Annotated in this window: 17 protein-coding genes; 7 read left to right on the top strand and 10 right to left on the bottom strand. The window is 45.7% G+C overall.

What is annotated here, in order from left to right; all coding sequences use genetic code 11:
- Positions 1-102 precede the first annotated feature (102 nt).
- Together DYB02_RS08785 and DYB02_RS08780 are read right to left on the bottom strand one after the other, a co-directional pair.
- Positions 103-2,142: a sensor histidine kinase gene (locus DYB02_RS08785; protein WP_029804053.1), complete on the bottom strand. Its 2,040-nt coding sequence runs from the start codon at positions 2,140-2,142 to the stop codon at positions 103-105.
- Positions 2,132-3,583: a sigma-54-dependent transcriptional regulator gene (locus DYB02_RS08780; RefSeq protein ID WP_025545521.1), complete on the bottom strand. Its 1,452-nt coding sequence runs from the start codon at positions 3,581-3,583 to the stop codon at positions 2,132-2,134. The genes DYB02_RS08785 and DYB02_RS08780 overlap by 11 nt, the downstream gene beginning before the upstream one ends.
- 325 nt (positions 3,584-3,908) lie before the next feature.
- Between DYB02_RS08780 and DYB02_RS08770 the strand changes: the two genes are divergently transcribed.
- The 6 genes from DYB02_RS08770 to DYB02_RS08745 all read left to right on the top strand — a co-directional run bounded on the left by DYB02_RS08770 (position 3,909) and on the right by DYB02_RS08745 (position 8,883).
- Positions 3,909-4,727, top strand: coding sequence for an ABC transporter substrate-binding protein (locus DYB02_RS08770; protein WP_005479446.1), 819 nt, complete (start codon positions 3,909-3,911; stop codon positions 4,725-4,727).
- 6 nt (positions 4,728-4,733) lie between these two features.
- Positions 4,734-5,432, top strand: a complete 699-nt coding sequence (locus DYB02_RS08765; RefSeq protein WP_005396188.1) for an ABC transporter permease — start codon at positions 4,734-4,736, stop codon at positions 5,430-5,432.
- Between the two features lie 50 nt (positions 5,433-5,482).
- Positions 5,483-6,202: an energy-coupling factor ABC transporter ATP-binding protein gene (locus DYB02_RS08760; protein ID WP_005396189.1), complete on the top strand. Its 720-nt coding sequence runs from the start codon at positions 5,483-5,485 to the stop codon at positions 6,200-6,202.
- Complete coding sequence (gene mobA, locus DYB02_RS08755; protein WP_005453897.1) at positions 6,180-6,767, top strand: molybdenum cofactor guanylyltransferase MobA; 588 nt, start codon at positions 6,180-6,182, stop codon at positions 6,765-6,767. The genes DYB02_RS08760 and mobA overlap by 23 nt, the downstream gene beginning before the upstream one ends.
- Positions 6,764-8,542 carry a bifunctional molybdopterin-guanine dinucleotide biosynthesis adaptor protein MobB/molybdopterin molybdotransferase MoeA gene (locus tag DYB02_RS08750; protein ID WP_029804052.1) on the top strand — a complete coding sequence of 593 codons (1,779 nt, stop codon included), beginning with the start codon at positions 6,764-6,766 and terminating at the stop codon, positions 8,540-8,542. Before mobA ends, DYB02_RS08750 begins: the two co-directional genes overlap by 4 nt.
- 74 nt (positions 8,543-8,616) lie before the next feature.
- On the top strand, positions 8,617-8,883 hold the full coding sequence (locus tag DYB02_RS08745; RefSeq protein WP_005377584.1) for a DUF2960 domain-containing protein: 267 nt from the start codon (positions 8,617-8,619) through the stop codon (positions 8,881-8,883).
- 204 nt (positions 8,884-9,087) lie between these two features.
- Here the strand turns inward: DYB02_RS08745 and nagK are convergent, their stop codons facing one another.
- Positions 9,088-9,996 (bottom strand): N-acetylglucosamine kinase, encoded by a 909-nt coding sequence (gene nagK, locus DYB02_RS08740; RefSeq protein WP_005495063.1) that lies wholly within the window; start codon positions 9,994-9,996, stop codon positions 9,088-9,090.
- 174 nt (positions 9,997-10,170) lie between these two features.
- Positions 10,171-10,920, bottom strand: a complete 750-nt coding sequence (locus tag DYB02_RS08735; RefSeq protein ID WP_025522257.1) for a tRNA-uridine aminocarboxypropyltransferase — start codon at positions 10,918-10,920, stop codon at positions 10,171-10,173.
- A gap of 154 nt (positions 10,921-11,074) precedes the next feature.
- Here DYB02_RS08735 and DYB02_RS08730 point away from each other — a divergent pair, with 154 nt between their 5' ends.
- A complete protein-coding gene (locus DYB02_RS08730; protein ID WP_015296726.1) occupies positions 11,075-11,902 on the top strand; it encodes a sterol desaturase family protein in 828 nt (275 codons plus the stop codon).
- Between the two features lie 92 nt (positions 11,903-11,994).
- On the opposite strand, the gene DYB02_RS08725 is transcribed toward DYB02_RS08730, so the two are convergent.
- The 6 genes from DYB02_RS08725 to DYB02_RS08700 form a co-directional block, all read right to left on the bottom strand.
- The gene (locus DYB02_RS08725; RefSeq protein ID WP_005495068.1) at positions 11,995-12,213 is read right to left on the bottom strand and encodes a membrane protein; all 219 of its coding nucleotides are present in this window, start codon (positions 12,211-12,213) and stop codon (positions 11,995-11,997) included.
- A 44-nt stretch (positions 12,214-12,257) separates the two neighbouring features.
- Positions 12,258-12,638, bottom strand: coding sequence for a hypothetical protein (locus tag DYB02_RS08720; protein WP_005495070.1), 381 nt, complete (start codon positions 12,636-12,638; stop codon positions 12,258-12,260).
- A 263-nt stretch (positions 12,639-12,901) separates the two neighbouring features.
- On the bottom strand, positions 12,902-13,369 hold the full coding sequence (locus DYB02_RS25650) for a hypothetical protein (protein WP_020903778.1): 468 nt from the start codon (positions 13,367-13,369) through the stop codon (positions 12,902-12,904).
- Positions 13,370-13,783, bottom strand: a complete 414-nt coding sequence (locus DYB02_RS08710) for an NUDIX hydrolase (protein ID WP_021449084.1) — start codon at positions 13,781-13,783, stop codon at positions 13,370-13,372.
- Positions 13,773-14,192, bottom strand: coding sequence for an NUDIX domain-containing protein (locus DYB02_RS08705; protein ID WP_029804794.1), 420 nt, complete (start codon positions 14,190-14,192; stop codon positions 13,773-13,775). The genes DYB02_RS08710 and DYB02_RS08705 overlap by 11 nt, the downstream gene beginning before the upstream one ends.
- Positions 14,193-14,399: 207 nt before the next feature.
- The gene (locus DYB02_RS08700; RefSeq protein WP_029804793.1) at positions 14,400-16,418 is read right to left on the bottom strand and encodes a methyl-accepting chemotaxis protein; all 2,019 of its coding nucleotides are present in this window, start codon (positions 16,416-16,418) and stop codon (positions 14,400-14,402) included.
- Positions 16,419-16,497: the final 79 nt, after the last annotated feature.

Here is a 16,497-nt window from a genome sequence, read left to right as displayed (position 1 = left end):
GTCATTTGTCGTACTTAAAGTCGCAACGAAGGATAAGATGAGTAGATAAGAAAAAGGCCAGTTTTCACTGACCTTTTTTGATGGAATTGGCGTTAGTTGACGTTACGCGATGTTCGTCACTTCCAGCAGTAGCTCGGCTTTCTTCGGTAAATAGATGCTGAATGTACTTCCTTTACCCCACTCCGATTCGGCTTTCAGCTCGCCACCGGTTTGACTAAGAATACTCTGCGAAACCGACAAGCCTAATCCTGTGCCGTCGCGTTTCGTCGTGTAAAACGGTGAGAAAATTCGATTTAAGTTTTCTGGTTTGATACCACAACCATCGTCGATAACATGAATCGCCGCGCCCTTTATTTCACCTTCTTCAATCCAATCTTCACTCATTACGATCAGTTTTCCTTTACCGTTCATCGCGTGAATGGCATTCATTTGCAGGTTAACCAAAATTTGTAGCAAGTGATGGCGATTAATTTCAACTGGCGTATGCGCTTGTAAATCGGTAACAAATTCGACGTCGCGCTTCTTAGTACCGGTTTTGACCAATGTGATGCTCTCATCAATGATCGGGTTGACATGTTGCCAAGTGATTTCATCTTGAACACCGCCTTGGCGACTGTATTGCAATAAACTGCGAGTGATATTGCGGATACGGTCAATTTGCGCGTGAATTGCATCAATTTCTTCTTGAACTCGACTCGCATCTTCACCCAACTCAAAGTGAATCAACTCAACGTTACCAAGAATTACCGCAGTTGGATTATTGATTTCGTGTGCAATCCCGGCGGTCAGCTCACCGAGCGCCGCTAGTTTTTCATGCACTACCAATTTATCGCGGGTTTGGTTGAGCAACTGAATGTGAAGTTCGAGTTCCTCAGTTTTTTCTCGCAAGCTAGCCGTTCGCTCTTGAACTTTACACTCCAACTGCGCCGCAGCATTTTTGAGTTCGATTTTGCGGTCTTCTAAGGCGTCAAGCATATTGTCGAACTGTCTAGCCAACTGCGCCAACTCATGATGATCATCCAACCCCAGTGGACCAATACGTTTCTCTTTGCCAAGTTGAACGAGCTTAACGACTTTATGAATGCGCTCAATTGGTCGGAACAAATCACGCGAACCGCGATAGACCATCACGCCAGAGACCAGTAATAGCATTAAGGTAATAAGGCTGATTTCGGCGATGTTGGTCATGTACGCTTTCACAAATGGCCACATCAGGTAGCCGGTATAAAGCATGCCAATGACGTTATCGTACTGGTCTTTGATTGGTTGATAAGCGGTGATGTACCACGCGTCGTACACATACGCGCGGTCGACCCATTGCTGACCTTTAGAGAGCACTTGGTTATACACTTCTGCACTCACTCGCGTACCAATAGCGCGCCCTAGCCTATGATCGCTGTCTAGTGGAACATTGGTGCTCACACGTAAATCATCAAGAAACACGGTCAACGTACCCACAGGACGAAGGCGGTCATTATCACTGAGATAAATGAGATCGCGGATTTGATCCACCAGCACAGTACTGTTGTTGAGGAGCAAACCACCATCAAGGAAGCCGATCAAATCGTTCACTTGGCTGTATACCGGAATAACGGTACGGCTCACCAAGCCGCGCGCTTCCATTCCACCATCAGCCAGAATGGGCACTTCGGCCCGTTTGGCGAGTTCCGGATCGAGCTGTTCGAGTTCTTCCCGATTGAGTACATCAAAAAACGATTCGCGCTTGGTGAGATCCATAAAACGGAATTTGTTTTCCATCGAATTAACGCGTTGGAAAGAGAGAAAGTCTAGGGAGTAACGTTTTTTCTGTTCAGTAACCCACTTTTGTAGCTCGTCTTGTGGTGTCCCTTGATTTATTCGGGTTCGAAAGTCGTAGGAGTCAGCAAACGCTCGCACGTAATTGGCTTGCTTTTGTTGTAACAACGTCACGCTGTTATTTGCCACACCCAAACGCTCTGACACATCCAGCAGCGCGTTTTGCCACGTGTAATGGATAGACCAATAAATCGTAATACCGATCAGCGCTATCAACGTAAGGAAGATCGGTGCAGAGGTTAAAATCAATAAGCGATAACGCACCATGGTTTTAAAACGGTGCGTCCATTTCGACAATCCTTTGTGCTGCTGCCAGTTAGTCGGCATATCCCTCATCCTCAGAATCCCATTCTTTGTATTTGCGTTCTAACGTCTTGCGGGCAACGCCTAAGTCGCGCGCCGCTGCCGATTTATTGCCTTCATGCAAATTAACGACTTGTTTGATATGCGCTTTCTCGACTTCTTTTAAAGTCCAATTGTTTGGGTAGCCTTCGCCAGTAAATTCTTTGCCTTCTCTAAAAGTTGGTAACTCGGCGGAGTGAGAAACGGTAATCGAAACATTAGGCAGAGAATGACCACCGTTCAGCTCTCGCCAGTAATGCGCTGGTGGCTTACCAAGCAAAATGCAGCGCTCGATGAGGTTCTTCAGCTCACGAATGTTGCCCGGCCAATCGTATTCACTCATGGCTTCCATGTCTTCGTGCGCCCATTTTGGCGCAGGCATACCGAGCTCGCGCGTCAGCATGTTGCTGAAAAATGGCACTAACTCAAATAAGTCGGTTTTGCGCTCTCGCAGCGGACACACTTCAATTTTCAGAACGTTTAAACGGTAATATAGGTCACTGCGGAAATTGCCTTGGTTGACCTCTTCTTGCAGATTACGGTTGGTTGCCGCCACGATACGGACATCAATGCTGATCTCTCTTTCTGAACCGACAGGACGAATTGTACGCTGCTCTAACACGCGCAATAATGATGCCTGCATGGAAAGCGGCATTTCCCCAATTTCATCAAGGAATAAAGTGCCGCCATTCGCTACGCGGAACAAACCTTCGCGTGACTTTTTCGCTCCAGTAAACGCACCTGATGTGTGACCAAATAACTCACTTTCAAGTAGCTCTGGCGCAATCGCCCCACAGTTGATAGGCACAAATGGGCCCGTTCGCCCACTTGCTTGGTGAAGGCCTCGCGCGACCAACTCTTTGCCCGTGCCAGATTCGCCTTCAACCAATACTGAGGCTCGTGATGGAGCAAACTGTGTGATAAGTTGTTTGAGCTGACGCGTTTTTTCTGAACCACCAATGATCTCGGAAGTATTGTGACGCTGATAATCACGCTTCATGGCGTACTGCATGCGCTCGTTCAAACGGCGATCCATACAGCGGCTGACCGCTTTTAACATCTGCTCAAGGTTGAATGGTTTGAGGATAAAGTCGGAAGCACCGAGCTGCAGCGCTCGAATGGCAATTTCTAGATCCGCATAACCCGTCATGAAAATCACATCGGCGCGTTTTTCATCATCTTCAAACGCTTCTTCCCACTCAATCCCAGAACGCCCCGGCAGATTAATATCCAGCAAAATCAAATCATAATGGCGAGAATTGCGCAGTTGTTCTGCTTCTTCGATGCTGCCAGCGGTGTCGACATGTGAGAAAAGCTTTCCCAATGCCTTTTTTAAAATGGCTTGCATGCCCAATTCATCATCAACGACCAATACGGAAAAGGCGTTATATTGTTGGTTTGTACTAATATGGGATTGAGTAGACATATTTACCCCAGATGGATTCGGATGGGACAGAGTGTACCAAGTTTGAAACGATATACCCTACAAAAAGTGCGACATTTTGTACCAACGCAAACTTTTGTGCAAATAACTCCATGAATCCGCGCATAAATCAAACATTTTTGGCTTGTAAAATGTTGGCATCTTGTTTGCTATAAGGGGTATCCAAGTGATCTCAGGATGTTGGAGAACTTGCTATTCCAACACCCTAAGGCAACTTGTGATTTGAGCAATCAAGATCGCTCCGGAGACTTCGCTGTCACCTAGACGGATAGAAGCCAAAGAATCATTGGAAAGGAAACACATAAAAATGAAAAAAATTGCGCTAACATTGGCCGCAACGTCAATCACGCTTGTAAGCTACTCTGCATTTTCTGCTCAAGACGCTGAACACGTCCGCCTAGCAACTACAACCAGTACTTACCACTCGGGCTTGCTTGACTACCTACTTCCACAATTTGAAAAAGACACTGGCTACAAAGTCGATGTTATTGCTGCAGGTACTGGCAAAGCGCTAAAAATGGGCGAAAACGGTGACGTAGATTTGGTGATGACTCACGCACCAAAAGCCGAAGGCACATTCGTTGAGAAAGGCTACGGCGTTCTACCTCGTAAGCTGATGTACAACGACTTTGTGATTGTTGGCCCTAAAGCAGACCCAGCAAAAATCAAAGATGACGAAAGCGTGTTAGACGTGTTCAAAGAGATCGCGAACAAAAACGCAACGTTCATCTCTCGCGGCGATGATTCTGGTACGCACAAAAAAGAAATGGGCTTTTGGGCTCAAACTAAAATCGAACCAAACTTTGGAGGCTACCGCAGCGTAGGTCAAGGTATGGGCCCAACTCTGAACATGGCGTCTGAAATGCAAGGCTACACAATGTCAGACCGCGGTACATGGTTGGCTTACCAAAACAAGTTGGATCTAGAAATTCTGTTCCAAGGCGATGAAAAACTGTTTAACCCGTACCAAGTTATTCTTGTTAACCCTGAGCGTTACCCAACAATCAACTACCAAGGCGCGAAAGCTTTCAGTGATTGGTTGGTGAACCCTCGCGGTCAGGAACTTATCAATGGTTTCCGCCTGAACGGTAAACAACTGTTTGTTGCGAATGCTGAGAGCAAATAACGCAATATGAATCTTGCTGATACAACACTGGAAGCGCTTCGCTTACTGGTGAATTTTGATGCAGACCTATGGGAGATCGTTGCGGTCTCCTTTAGTGTTTCTATCACGGCAATATCCTTAGTGGTCTTGCCGGCTATTTTGATGTCCTTTGTACTGGCGTATACCGACTTTCGCGGTAAATGGTTTTTGCTGTCGATCGTGAATACGCTACAAGCGGTTCCTACCGTCGTGATTGGCCTTTTACTGTATATGTTGCTATCACGCGCTGGCCCTTGGGGAGACTGGCAAATGCTGTTCACTCAGAAGGCGATGATCTTCGGCCAAATGGTGATCTGCTTCCCTGTTTTGGTATCGATGATGCATGGTGCATTGCAATCTAGCGACCGTCGCGCAGTGGAAACCGCCATCACCCTAGGCGTCTCCATTCCGCGCGTGGCTGCTACGATGATTTGGGAAACCCGCTTTCCTCTACTCGCAGCTATCATTGCAGGATTCTCACGTATCGTAACCGAGGTGGGCTGCTCAATGATGGTAGGCGGAAACATTATGGGCGTAACGCGCAATATTCCGACCGCTATCGCAATGGAAAGCAGCAAAGGTGCTTTTGCGCAAGGAGTTGCATTAGGAATTGTATTACTATCTTTAGCGTTGGCACTAAACTTCTTCTTATCAAGCATGAGAGGCAAAGGCTACCTCAGAACATAGAACATGAAGCAAACAAACGACTCACCATTAACCCCATGTAGAGGCGCATTATGACTATAAAAATCACCGCCGAGCAGTTATCCATGCGCTTTAAAGAGCGTGTGCTTTTTCACATCCCTGAGTTAGCCATCGGCCCAAATGATGCCATTTATCTCAAGGGTGACAATGGTGTGGGCAAAACTACCCTACTCAAAATCCTTGCTGGCTTGCTAAAACCTTCTACTGGCGATGTTGTTGCACCAAAAGATACGTGGCTGAAAAGACTGACGCGCCGCAACGGCCGTGTCGATGTGATTTATCTCCATCAATCTCCTTACCTTTTTGACGGCACTGTTTATGAGAACGTAGTCTATGGAGTGAAATATCAACAAGACACACCAAAAGATAAGCGAGCTCAAGTTATTCACGCACTACGCATGGTAGGTTTAGAAACATTAGCGGACGAACATATCTCCGTGTTGTCCGGCGGTGAAAAGCAGCGTGTTGCCATGGCAAGAGCTTGGATCTTAAAACCGTCGATTTTATTGATGGACGAGCCAAGTGCGTCTTTAGACCAAGAGTCCATTGAACGATTGGTGGTGATGGCGAAAGATCTTTTGGATCGTGGTTCCAGTATCGTGGTGACAAGCCATCAAACCAACGCACTGACCGACTTATGTAAAAAACAGTGGTGGATTAAAGACAAGACTTTGATAGAGTCTCCTCTGTTGTATGTCATACCAAAAGAAACATCCCAAGAGAATGCATATGCTTCAACCAACACAAACTAGTTGGGTCATTTTGGCTGGTGGCCAAGCCAGCCGTATGGGTGGAAAAGATAAAGGTCTGATTGAATTAAATCAGAAGCCACTCATCGAACACGTTATTGAACGTTTATCTCCACAAACACCACGCATTTTAATTAATGCCAATCGCAACCAAGATGCGTACAGCAAATTTGGTTTCGTATTTAGTGATCAATTCAAAGATTTCCCTGGACCTATGGGCGGTATTCACGCGGGTTTGATGCATGCGGAAACTGACTGGGTCGGATTTGTACCTTGCGATAGCCCTCAAATTAACACCGACCTTGTCGAGCGTTTCTGCCAGGCCGTCAAAGAAGACAGTGATATTTTAGTCGCGCATGATGGTGACCATCAGCAACCTGTTTTCACGCTCTACCACAAACGCGTACTGCCAAAACTCACCGCATTTTTAGAACGTGGCGACCGCAAAATCATTCTGCTCTACAAAGAGTGCAACACCAGTTACGTTGACTTTAGCGACTCACCAAACTGTTTCGTCAACTTGAACACTCCGGAAGAACTGGCGCAATTTGGACAATTAGAATCATGAAACACACGCTAAACATTCCTATTCTTGGTTTTGCAGCTTATTCAGGCACAGGCAAAACCACGCTACTTGAAGCCCTATTGCCAAAGCTGACTGAAGCAGGTTTACGCATTGGCATGCTAAAACATGCACACCACAACTTCGATGTCGATAAGCCGGGTAAAGACAGCTACCGTTTACGCAAAGCTGGCGCGTCTCAAATGCTGATTGCTTCTCGCAACCGTTTTGCGTTAATGACAGAAACGCCAGAAGCCGAAGCGGAGTTTGAATACCTCTTAACTCGTTTTGATGAAGACAAGCTCGATGTGGTTTTGGTTGAAGGCTGTAAAAACATCGCGTTTCCTAAAATTGAATTGCACCGTGAAGAAGTGGGTAAACCTTGGCTTTACCCTCACGATGAAAACATCATTGCTATCGCTTCCGACAGTGCGGGGTTAGATTCTGAGCTCCCTCAAATGAACATCAATGATTTGGATGCCATCGCTCAATTTGTTCTTCAATACGTTCAAGATGCAAAAGCACCAAAATCTAAAGAGAAAGACGTCGCATGTTGCGACACACTTTCTCCGGCTTTCCTTTCTGTGGTTCAAGGCCAAGAAAAAATCCTTTCTTTGGTGAACACGGTTTCGGAAATAGAAGCATGCAAGATTGAAAACGCCTATGGCCGCGTTCTTGCGGAACATATCATTTCACCAGTAAACGTGCCGCAGTACACCAACTCCGCGATGGACGGTTATGCCATCCGCAGTGATGATGTTGACCGCGATAGCTACCAAGTGGTTGCTGAAGTGATGGCGGGCCATGCTTACGATCAGCCTCTTCAAGTTGGTCAAGCGGTGAAGATCATGACTGGCGCACCAACACCACTTAACGGCGACACAGTGGTCATGCGTGAGCAAGCCTCTCAAGAAGGTGACAAGGTCACCTTTAACGGTGCGCATATCAAAGCAGGCCAAAACGTTCGTCAAGCAGGTGAAGATCTCGCTATCGGCAGTGACGTCTTTACCGCAGGCACTCGCCTAGCCTCTCCAGAAATGGGCATGACCGCTTCGCTTGGTTTTGGTGAAGCGAATGTGTTCCGCAAATTGAAAGTTGCCGTGTTCTCCACCGGTGACGAAGTACAAGCGCCGGGAACAGAGCAAAAAGCGAATTCTATCTACGATTCCAACCGTTTTACCATCATGGGCATGCTTGAAAAGCTCGGCTGCGAGATCTTGGACTTCGGTATTCTGGAAGACAATGAACAGTTAATGATCGAAGCGTTGGAAAACGCATCGGCGCAAGCAGACGTGGTTATGACTTCTGGTGGCGTATCCGTTGGTGATGCGGATTACATCAAACTTGCCTTGGATAAACTTGGTCAAATCGATTTTTGGCGAATCAACATGCGTCCGGGACGTCCATTAGCGTTTGGTCAAATCAACAACAAGCCGTTCTTTGGTCTGCCGGGCAACCCTGTTGCCGTGATGGTCTCTTTCATTAACTTTGTCGAGCCTGCACTGCGTAAGATGCAAGGCGAACAAGGCTGGAAGCCTCTGAAAGTGAATGCCATCGCGACTGAGAATCTTCGCTCTCGCCAAGGTCGTACCGAGTTTAGTCGAGGAATCTATGAACTGGATGACACTGGCCGTTTAACCGTTCGTACAACAGGCAAGCAAGGCTCTGGTATTTTGCGCTCAATGAGTGAGGCGAACTGTTTGATCGAAATCTCCCCAGCTGTTGATACAGTAAAAGCGGGAGAAAGCGTGACAATTATCCCACTTCAAGGCAGAATCTAGCCCAAACTAGAAATTCAAAGGTCAGCGAGTCTGGCCTTTTTGTTTAATACAGAAACCTTTTCAGAGAGACAGCTATGGCTCGCACCATTCTTTACACTTACAAAGACCAAGACAAAGAACTGACGTTCTCATACCAGCAGCACCGCAACATTCAAGAAGCGGTTGCCGAAGCAGAAGGTATCGATATCACTGAGTTCCTAAAGATGGAGCAACAAATCGAAGCAGTGTCTGACACTAAAGCGGTGCGCAACTACCGCGATAACTACTTCAGAAAATTAGGCTTTAGTAAAATCACCCTAGCTCAAAAAGAAAACCTAGGCGTAGGCAAAAAGAACAAATAAGCTTAGCTGCAAACAGAAAACTCGCGATTCGTCGCGAGTTTTTTTATACATGCTATTTTTGTTCGTGCTCTATACCCGAGCATACCGAAATTACTTAGGTATATGAGTTACTTCGATATATAAGTAAAAAGCCCCGTTTTACCTTGATGGTCTAAACGGGGCTTTAAATTTCGTCTTACTTTATATCGAGTAAGGTTTCAGTCACTACTTGATGTTTAGGAACGCAGCGCCACGTACACCACCTGAATCACCGTGTTTTGCTTTGATGATCTTCGGACACTTCGCGACAGAAAGCAGGTACTTAGGAATACGTTTTGGCATCTCTTCGTAAATCAATTCGAAGTTGGAAAGACCACCACCCAGCACAACAACATGTGGGTCAGTCGCTGTAAAGATGTTTGCAAAACAGATTGCCAGCAACTCCATAAAACGCTCAACGTGCTCAACAGCTTTCGCCTCACCTTCTGCGTGCGCTTTAATGATGTCGATCGCTTTCTTCTCTTCACCGTAGTAATGGGCATAAAGAAGTTCGAAGCCTCGGCCAGAAAGGTAACTGTCTAAACAACCCTTCTTGTCACAGCCACACCCCAACAAAGGTGCGTTTTCGCCTAAGTGGAACCAAGCATCGATAGGTAAACGAGTATGACCCACCTCACCTGCTACGTGGTTACGGCCAGAGAAAACTTTACCATCGTAGATAAAACCGCCACCAAAACCAGTGCCTAGGATCAAACCAAGTACAGAAGGCTCATCTTGAAGCTCTTCGTCCCATGCTTCTGATAGCGCAAAACAGTTCGCATCGTTTTCAATCTTTACGCTGCGACCAATTTTCGCTTCAAGATCCGCGCGCAGTGGTTTGCCTTTCGCCGCAGGAACGTTAACTGTTAATACCGTTGCATCGTCTGCGTCTTCCATGCCAGGTAGACCAAGACCAATGGTGCCTTCGCAACCAAACTCTGCATCGTATTTGTTAACCAATTCCGCAATGGTATCAACCAGCAGCTCGTAGTTGTCTGTTGGTGTAGGTACACGTTCCGTCGCTACACGCTCAAGCTTCTCGTTAAATGCACCAAATTCAATTTTAGTGCCGCCGACATCAAAGCCGTAATACATGTATTTCTCTCCTAAAAAAATGCTTAAACGACTCCAAAAATGGCTGGAGTCAAAAGTATAAACTAGTGGCATTATCCATATCTGTACGCCTGCAAACCGTGACCGAATGCAGATTTATCCCCTCGCTGAAGTCAGTTGAACAACATGCCATCAACAAAAGTTCATTCCTTAGAGTCAGCTCTCGGTTTTCACCCACTCTTTGAAACGTTTCAAATGCGGTCGATTAGGATCGTTTTTGACTCGGGTCTTGGTCAGCATGTAGGTTTCTCTGAAGGCTTCAAACCACAATTGAAGGCATTCCGATGCTTTGTTCTCACCGGCTTGTTTCAAAACTAAAGTCGCGACTTCAGCTGTCGAAAGATGCTGCTCGTTCTCAGAACGGCGCATGATGTATTCTGATAAACACTCCGGCTCGATAGATAAGACTGGTAGAGACTGTAAAAACTCAGAGCGACGGAAGATTTTTCGCGCCTCACGCCAACTACCATCGATAAAAATCAACAACCACTTTTTGCTATTACCATCAGTGCGATGTAAGTGCTCAGTGTGTAATCCATCTAGCAATCGCTCAGGTTGATCAACGTAATCGGCAGGAAAAACAATGACAGGCAGGTAGTCTTCGTTGGACAAAAGATCAAGCATCTCTTGTGAAGGTTCAGTGCGATTCCATTGATACACGTAAGTCTCTTTCACCGTATCAGCAATCAAACGGCCTGTATTGCTTGGCTTAAACACTTCGTTCTCAGACACAATCAGCATGCACGCGACATTGCTATCGATATCAGGTTGCAATTCACATAAACAATGCTGCTCTGAAACCTGACAGAATGGGCAGCGCTGAACTTTGCATCCACGAGCATTGAAAGGCTTCGTTGAGATGGATTGACGATACTGATATAAACGATGGAAAGCGTGGATTCTCATGAAGGAAATGCCAAATAAAAACGAGAGCGCGATTCTACTGGTATAACCGCTCGCTCACAAGGCGGCAGCGTTATTACTCTAAAGACCAAACATTGAAAGAATCTCACGTTAGTTAAGGTCTATTGCGATAAATGCGGAGAAGAAGGAAAGATCAGTGACTGAAAACACGTTTACCGACCCATCTTGGTTGCGACTTAGCTGTTTTATTGGCGTATTGTTGCTGTGTACTCTTTGGGAAAACAAGCTCCCAAGAAAGACGCTCACCGTCAAACGTTCCTTTCGCTGGTTAAACAACCTCTCTTTGGTCGCCCTAAATAGCGCGATCATTGCATTAGTGATGCCTATTGCTGCGTTTCAAGCTGCGACCATTGCTCATGATCAGCAATGGGGACTATTCAATCTTCTATCCCTGCCCGGTTGGTTAAACGTGTTGCTTGCTGTGATTGTTCTCGATCTCATCATCTATGTTCAGCACTTGGTTTTTCATCGCGTTAAACCATTATGGAAAATTCATCGTATGCACCATGCCGATTTGGATATCGATGTCACAACTGGCGCGCGTTTTCATCCAATTGAAATCATCATATCGATGGTCGTCAAAATCGCCTCGGTATTCATTCTTGGTGTTTCACCTCTCGCGATTGTGGTGTTTGAGATCATTCTAAATGCGAGTGCGATGTTCAATCACAGTAACGCAAAGCTTGCGTTATCTATCGATAAGAAACTGCGAAAAGTCATTGTGACACCAGACATGCACCGCGTGCACCATTCGGTGATTGTGAAGGAAACCCATTCGAACTTTGGTTTTTTCCTTTCCGTTTGGGATAGATGGTTTGGAACGTATCGCGCACAACCAGCGCTTGGACATAACGATGTCGTGATTGGCGTGCCTGAGATCAGGGAAGCGAGCGAGCAAAGATTGGATAAGCTGCTGACACAGCCTTTTCGTTATCGCGAAGGCAAGGGCAAGAACGATGATTAAAAGAAAAACGTAGATGGAGTAACCAACAAAAACAAATCACAGAGTTCATTATAGAGTTTTGGAGACCCCATCCACCGAAAAGACTTGCCGAATTAACTTTCGACTAATTGGCGTTTTTTATTTAATTGCGTAATGCCAACAACCAAGCCTATGACACCAAAAACAGCACAAATTAACGCGCTAGTGTTGACGTGTTGCTGCGTTTCGAAGGAGCTGTACACAAAAGCGAGACTGAAGAAAATGGTGCCAAAACTCAAACCTGTTAACGCACTAAAACCGGCAAAACTCGCCAAGTCTTTAAAATCGTTCATAACGAATCCCTGTTGATAATCCTTAAATGTGTGAGTAGATAAAGTTAACGAAATATCTGACGCGATTGCTGGTGCTTTCGCGCATTCCAAAGCCAGATGGAAACGCCCAACGAAAAGCCCAAGAACAGCGTTTTCATTTGCAGAGCCACATTGTTGTCCAATATTTCTAATGTATAGTGAGCGTGTGAACTAAAAATAACGTTTGTCATCAAAATCAATAGCATCAACACCAAGCCCACTCTGCGATGTTTCACTAATAAGTACACCGCTAACAAATCTAAAAGACCTAATGCGCTCCAATAAATGTTTAGCCAACGCGGAGCAAAATCGTAAGGCAAAAAGCCATCAACGATGTTGTCATACAGGTGAACCACGCCACCTATCGTCATAAAAAGGCATAAGAGAAACACTACGAATTTATCCATTATCGTTTCCTTATCTGAAAGAATGCGCAAAGCATATAGAAGTCAATTAAACATTTGTAATCTCATAGCCATTTTTGAGATCGACAGTGCCTTTAAACCGTACACGAGGCGTGCGAAAGAAGAGTAACGACTGCTCTTCCTTATCTATTCGCTCCTGATAGAAGCATAGTGTTTGCTTTGGCACTTCGCTCAAATCCGCTAGTTTTCCCTCGAGATTAGGTGAGAAAGGTTGTTGGGCTCGCGATGATAAAGATATGTCACACTCAACACTCCTTCGCGATCTCAGATACAAAAACAAATTTTTTCGACGGCGGAAAGATACAATCGTCCGAACATCTAAAGCCTCGTAGCCAGAATCCGTCGTCGAGATCCCGTAGATACAAACCACGAGGATAAGCTTTGTCATTCGAAAGCGGGGAAGACACCACAGTAAGGTACTCTCCCTTCGCCAAGTCAATTTCTTGTAAACGGAGGTATGGCGCAACAACTAAAGGGCAAGGTGATAGATTTTGTGTCGACGCCGCTTCAATCATTTCTCCAAGGGTCGCGCCAAAATAAAGCCCGAAGTCAAACGGTGTTTTTATCGTTAAAAAGAACGATTGAATCTCATCTGCGCACTCGACTTTGTCATCATCGAATAGTTGTTGGGCGAAGGCATTCAATTGAACACCTTTTTTACTCAAGTGCTTTAACAAGTTCTTCTTTGTTAAACCTCCAACTTGCAACCTCACTTACACCACCCCTTGGTCTATCAGTTTTCGAACTTTTTCCAGTGCATGCTGAAAAACAGTATGCGCCTGTGAGGAAATATCGCTCCCTATATCGTGCCAAAAAAACGCAAAATCATGTCCGCCATCGTCTTGCGTATGAAACGTCCATGAATCCTCTAGGTCCGCACACTCACACAAAACAAAATGCCATGCTTGATTTTGAAAGCCACTGTCCCATGAGCATAAATACCGAGCGGAGATAACGTGCGTAATCCCAGATTCTTCAGCCAGCTCCCGTTTTGCAGCCGTGATGTAACTTTCATCAAACGTCTCAACCGTTCCCTTGACTAGCTGAATACCCGCTAAGGGATGCTGAAAAAGTAGGATCTCTTGGTTTTGCTTACGCAGAACAACGGGGCAAACTTTATCGATCATAAAACCACTCCTCATTATTTAAGCAGAAAGCTTTGGCTTGCTCTGGATACAAAGGAATCGTATGAAGTTGCTCTAAACGCACCCACTTTAAATGATACTGGTTAACGTCTGACTGTCTGGTTTGTTCCGGCCCTACCCCCAGCTTCACTTTTGAGTTCCCTACATAAGAAAGAAAATAGGTTTCTAAGCGACCTTGGTTTTCGAGCTCAAAAACCTTTTGGATCCGATTGAGTTCCAATGAGGTTTCTTCCAGCGCTTCTCTTTTCGCAGCTTCAACAGGCTGCTCTCCAACTTCAACACTACCGCCGGGGAAAACCCAATAATGTCTATCGTTTTGAAAACGCTGGATAAGCAAAAGTTCTTGCTGATGATTAACCAGTATAAGGCTGGCTCTTTGTAATAGTTGCATGATTCATTCCTTTGAATTCGGACAACATTCTAGCCATCTTGTTTTACCGACATAGCATTAACACCACGTAGTGATAACTCAGCCCTTAAGAAATGAGCAAGATGCGATATAACTCACTTTTGCGATTTGAATAGCAATGAGAAGGTGCGTAGAAGCAACAAAAAAGCAGAACCGAAGTTCTGCTTATAGAAAATAAAAACATGTCACTTAGGCGGACTGATGTAGCTCGTATTTATGCAACATCGCTTGTTGATGCCCTGCAATTTCTGCCACTTGTTCGGAGCTTTCAACCATGGATTCAAGTTGTAGCTTTGTACGCTCTCCAAGCTCGGAAATATTATTGATGGATTGAGACACGTCCGCCGTCGCACGTTCTTGCTCTTCCGTGGCAACAGAGATCTGCTCAACACGCTCTTGAATATGCTTAACCGCGAGGTTGATGTCAGAGAACGTCGATTTCACTTCATTGCTGGAATGCAGCGCGTGGGTCATTTCTTCTCGCGAATCGTTTACCGCTTGGCGAGAACGCTCTGCCGCAGTAATAAGCTCACTCATCATTTCACGAATATTGGTCGTTTGCTGGGAGGTATCCTTTGCCAGTTTTCGGACTTCATCCGCGACAACCGCAAACCCGCGCCCTTGTTCACCTGCGCGAGCAGCTTCGATAGCTGCATTCAGCGCAAGTAAATTGGTGTTTTCCGCGATACCACTGATCATGTCGACCATTTCACGAATCTGCTTAACACGCTGGTCTAGCTCTAACATCGATTGTTCATTCACATCCAAAGAGCTTTCTAATGATTCCAACCGCTTGCGGTTTTGCTCGACAACTTGGACACCTTTTTCGGTATGTCGTGTAGCAAGTAATGAATCTTCTGACGAAGCATTCGTTACTGTGGCAATTTCACGTATGGACGCCTCTAGCTGAGTAATCGTAGTCACCATGCTCGCTAACGCTTCGTTTTGCGTTGTTAGACCGTCATTGGTTTGCTCAGCTGCATCGTGGCTGATTTCTGCGGTTTGATAAAGCGTCTCACAATTACGTGTAACCGTTTGGATAGAGTCGTGTGTTGAATCGATCACCTGATTCAATTTGCGTGCGACCTCTTTTAGCTCAAAGGGGCCCATCTCATCTGCTTTGGCACGAAAATCGTGGTCAGTTAATGCGGATAAACGTACCAGCACATTCTTCAGTCCTCGGTTTGTCCACGTTTTTAGCCCGAACCAAGAGACCAAAATAACCAGAGAGATAACACACGCCGCGACAAGAACCATCATGCTGACGTTGCCTATGGTGTTATTGACCGTGGCTTCGCGTTCATCAATCAAGTTCGATGCCGACTGCGAAATGCTATCCAAGAGCCTCATGGTTTCGTCAGCGAATAACGACGCTTGATGAAACTCACGCTGCTGTTGTTCGCTTTGGACCAACTTGGCAAGAATGAGTTGCAAAATGCCCTCTTCGTCAAAGCCTGATTTCACCATCTCATAAGGCGCTGTCAAGCTGGCGTAGTCACTGACTTCAGAGTGTAGGGCTTTGAAATCTTCGTAAGCAAGGTTAATCCCCGCAATTCGATTTCGCATCTCCCGATATTCTTTCTCCGCTTTAGGTAAATCGGTATGCATCATCATTACAAGGAAAGTGCTTTCCATCGAACTCGCAGATGCAATAAAACGGTTTGCCGCGTCACTCGACTCAGGATCATCCAGGTTTAAAAATGAGCTAATTCTGTTCATCTCTGGGCCGATGGAACTCAGTCCATAGCGAAAACCACCAACATTCGCGTCGATGTGCCCTTGCATCTGAATCACCGCGGATTGCTTGAGTAAAATGGAGTTTGTGATTTGGTGCAACGTCTCCACTTTATCTTTTAACTCATTGGAAAGCTGTGGAGCGACTTCGGATGTTTTCTCGATCAGACCTTCTGTCTGTTTCGCCAGCGCTTCAATTTGCGCTTCTACAAGCGGCAACTCTTTCGCTTCCGTTACCTGCATTCCATAGTTGAGCAGTTTCACCATTTCCAACACATTTCTGGTCAGAGTCGCATTGGCCATCGCAATCGGTAATGCTTTTTGAGACAAATCTTCAAATTGTTCTCCAACCTGCCCCATTCCTTTGAAACTTGAGACAGAAAGGGCTATAACAAGTGCGATGATAGTTAAAAATGTTGCGCTGATAGTCTGAATCAGTGAAAGCGATGTGCGTGAGCGTTTGCGCGTTGCCATAATCAATTTTTATCTTTCTTGAGGTTGAGTCGGCTTTGTCGTGAATCCGTCACACATGTGAGACAAAACCGTGATTTTC

This window comes from Vibrio parahaemolyticus, assembly GCF_900460535.1.
GTDB classification, from domain to species: domain Bacteria; phylum Pseudomonadota; class Gammaproteobacteria; order Enterobacterales; family Vibrionaceae; genus Vibrio; species Vibrio parahaemolyticus.
This window is presented reverse-complemented; position numbering and strand designations above follow the sequence as displayed.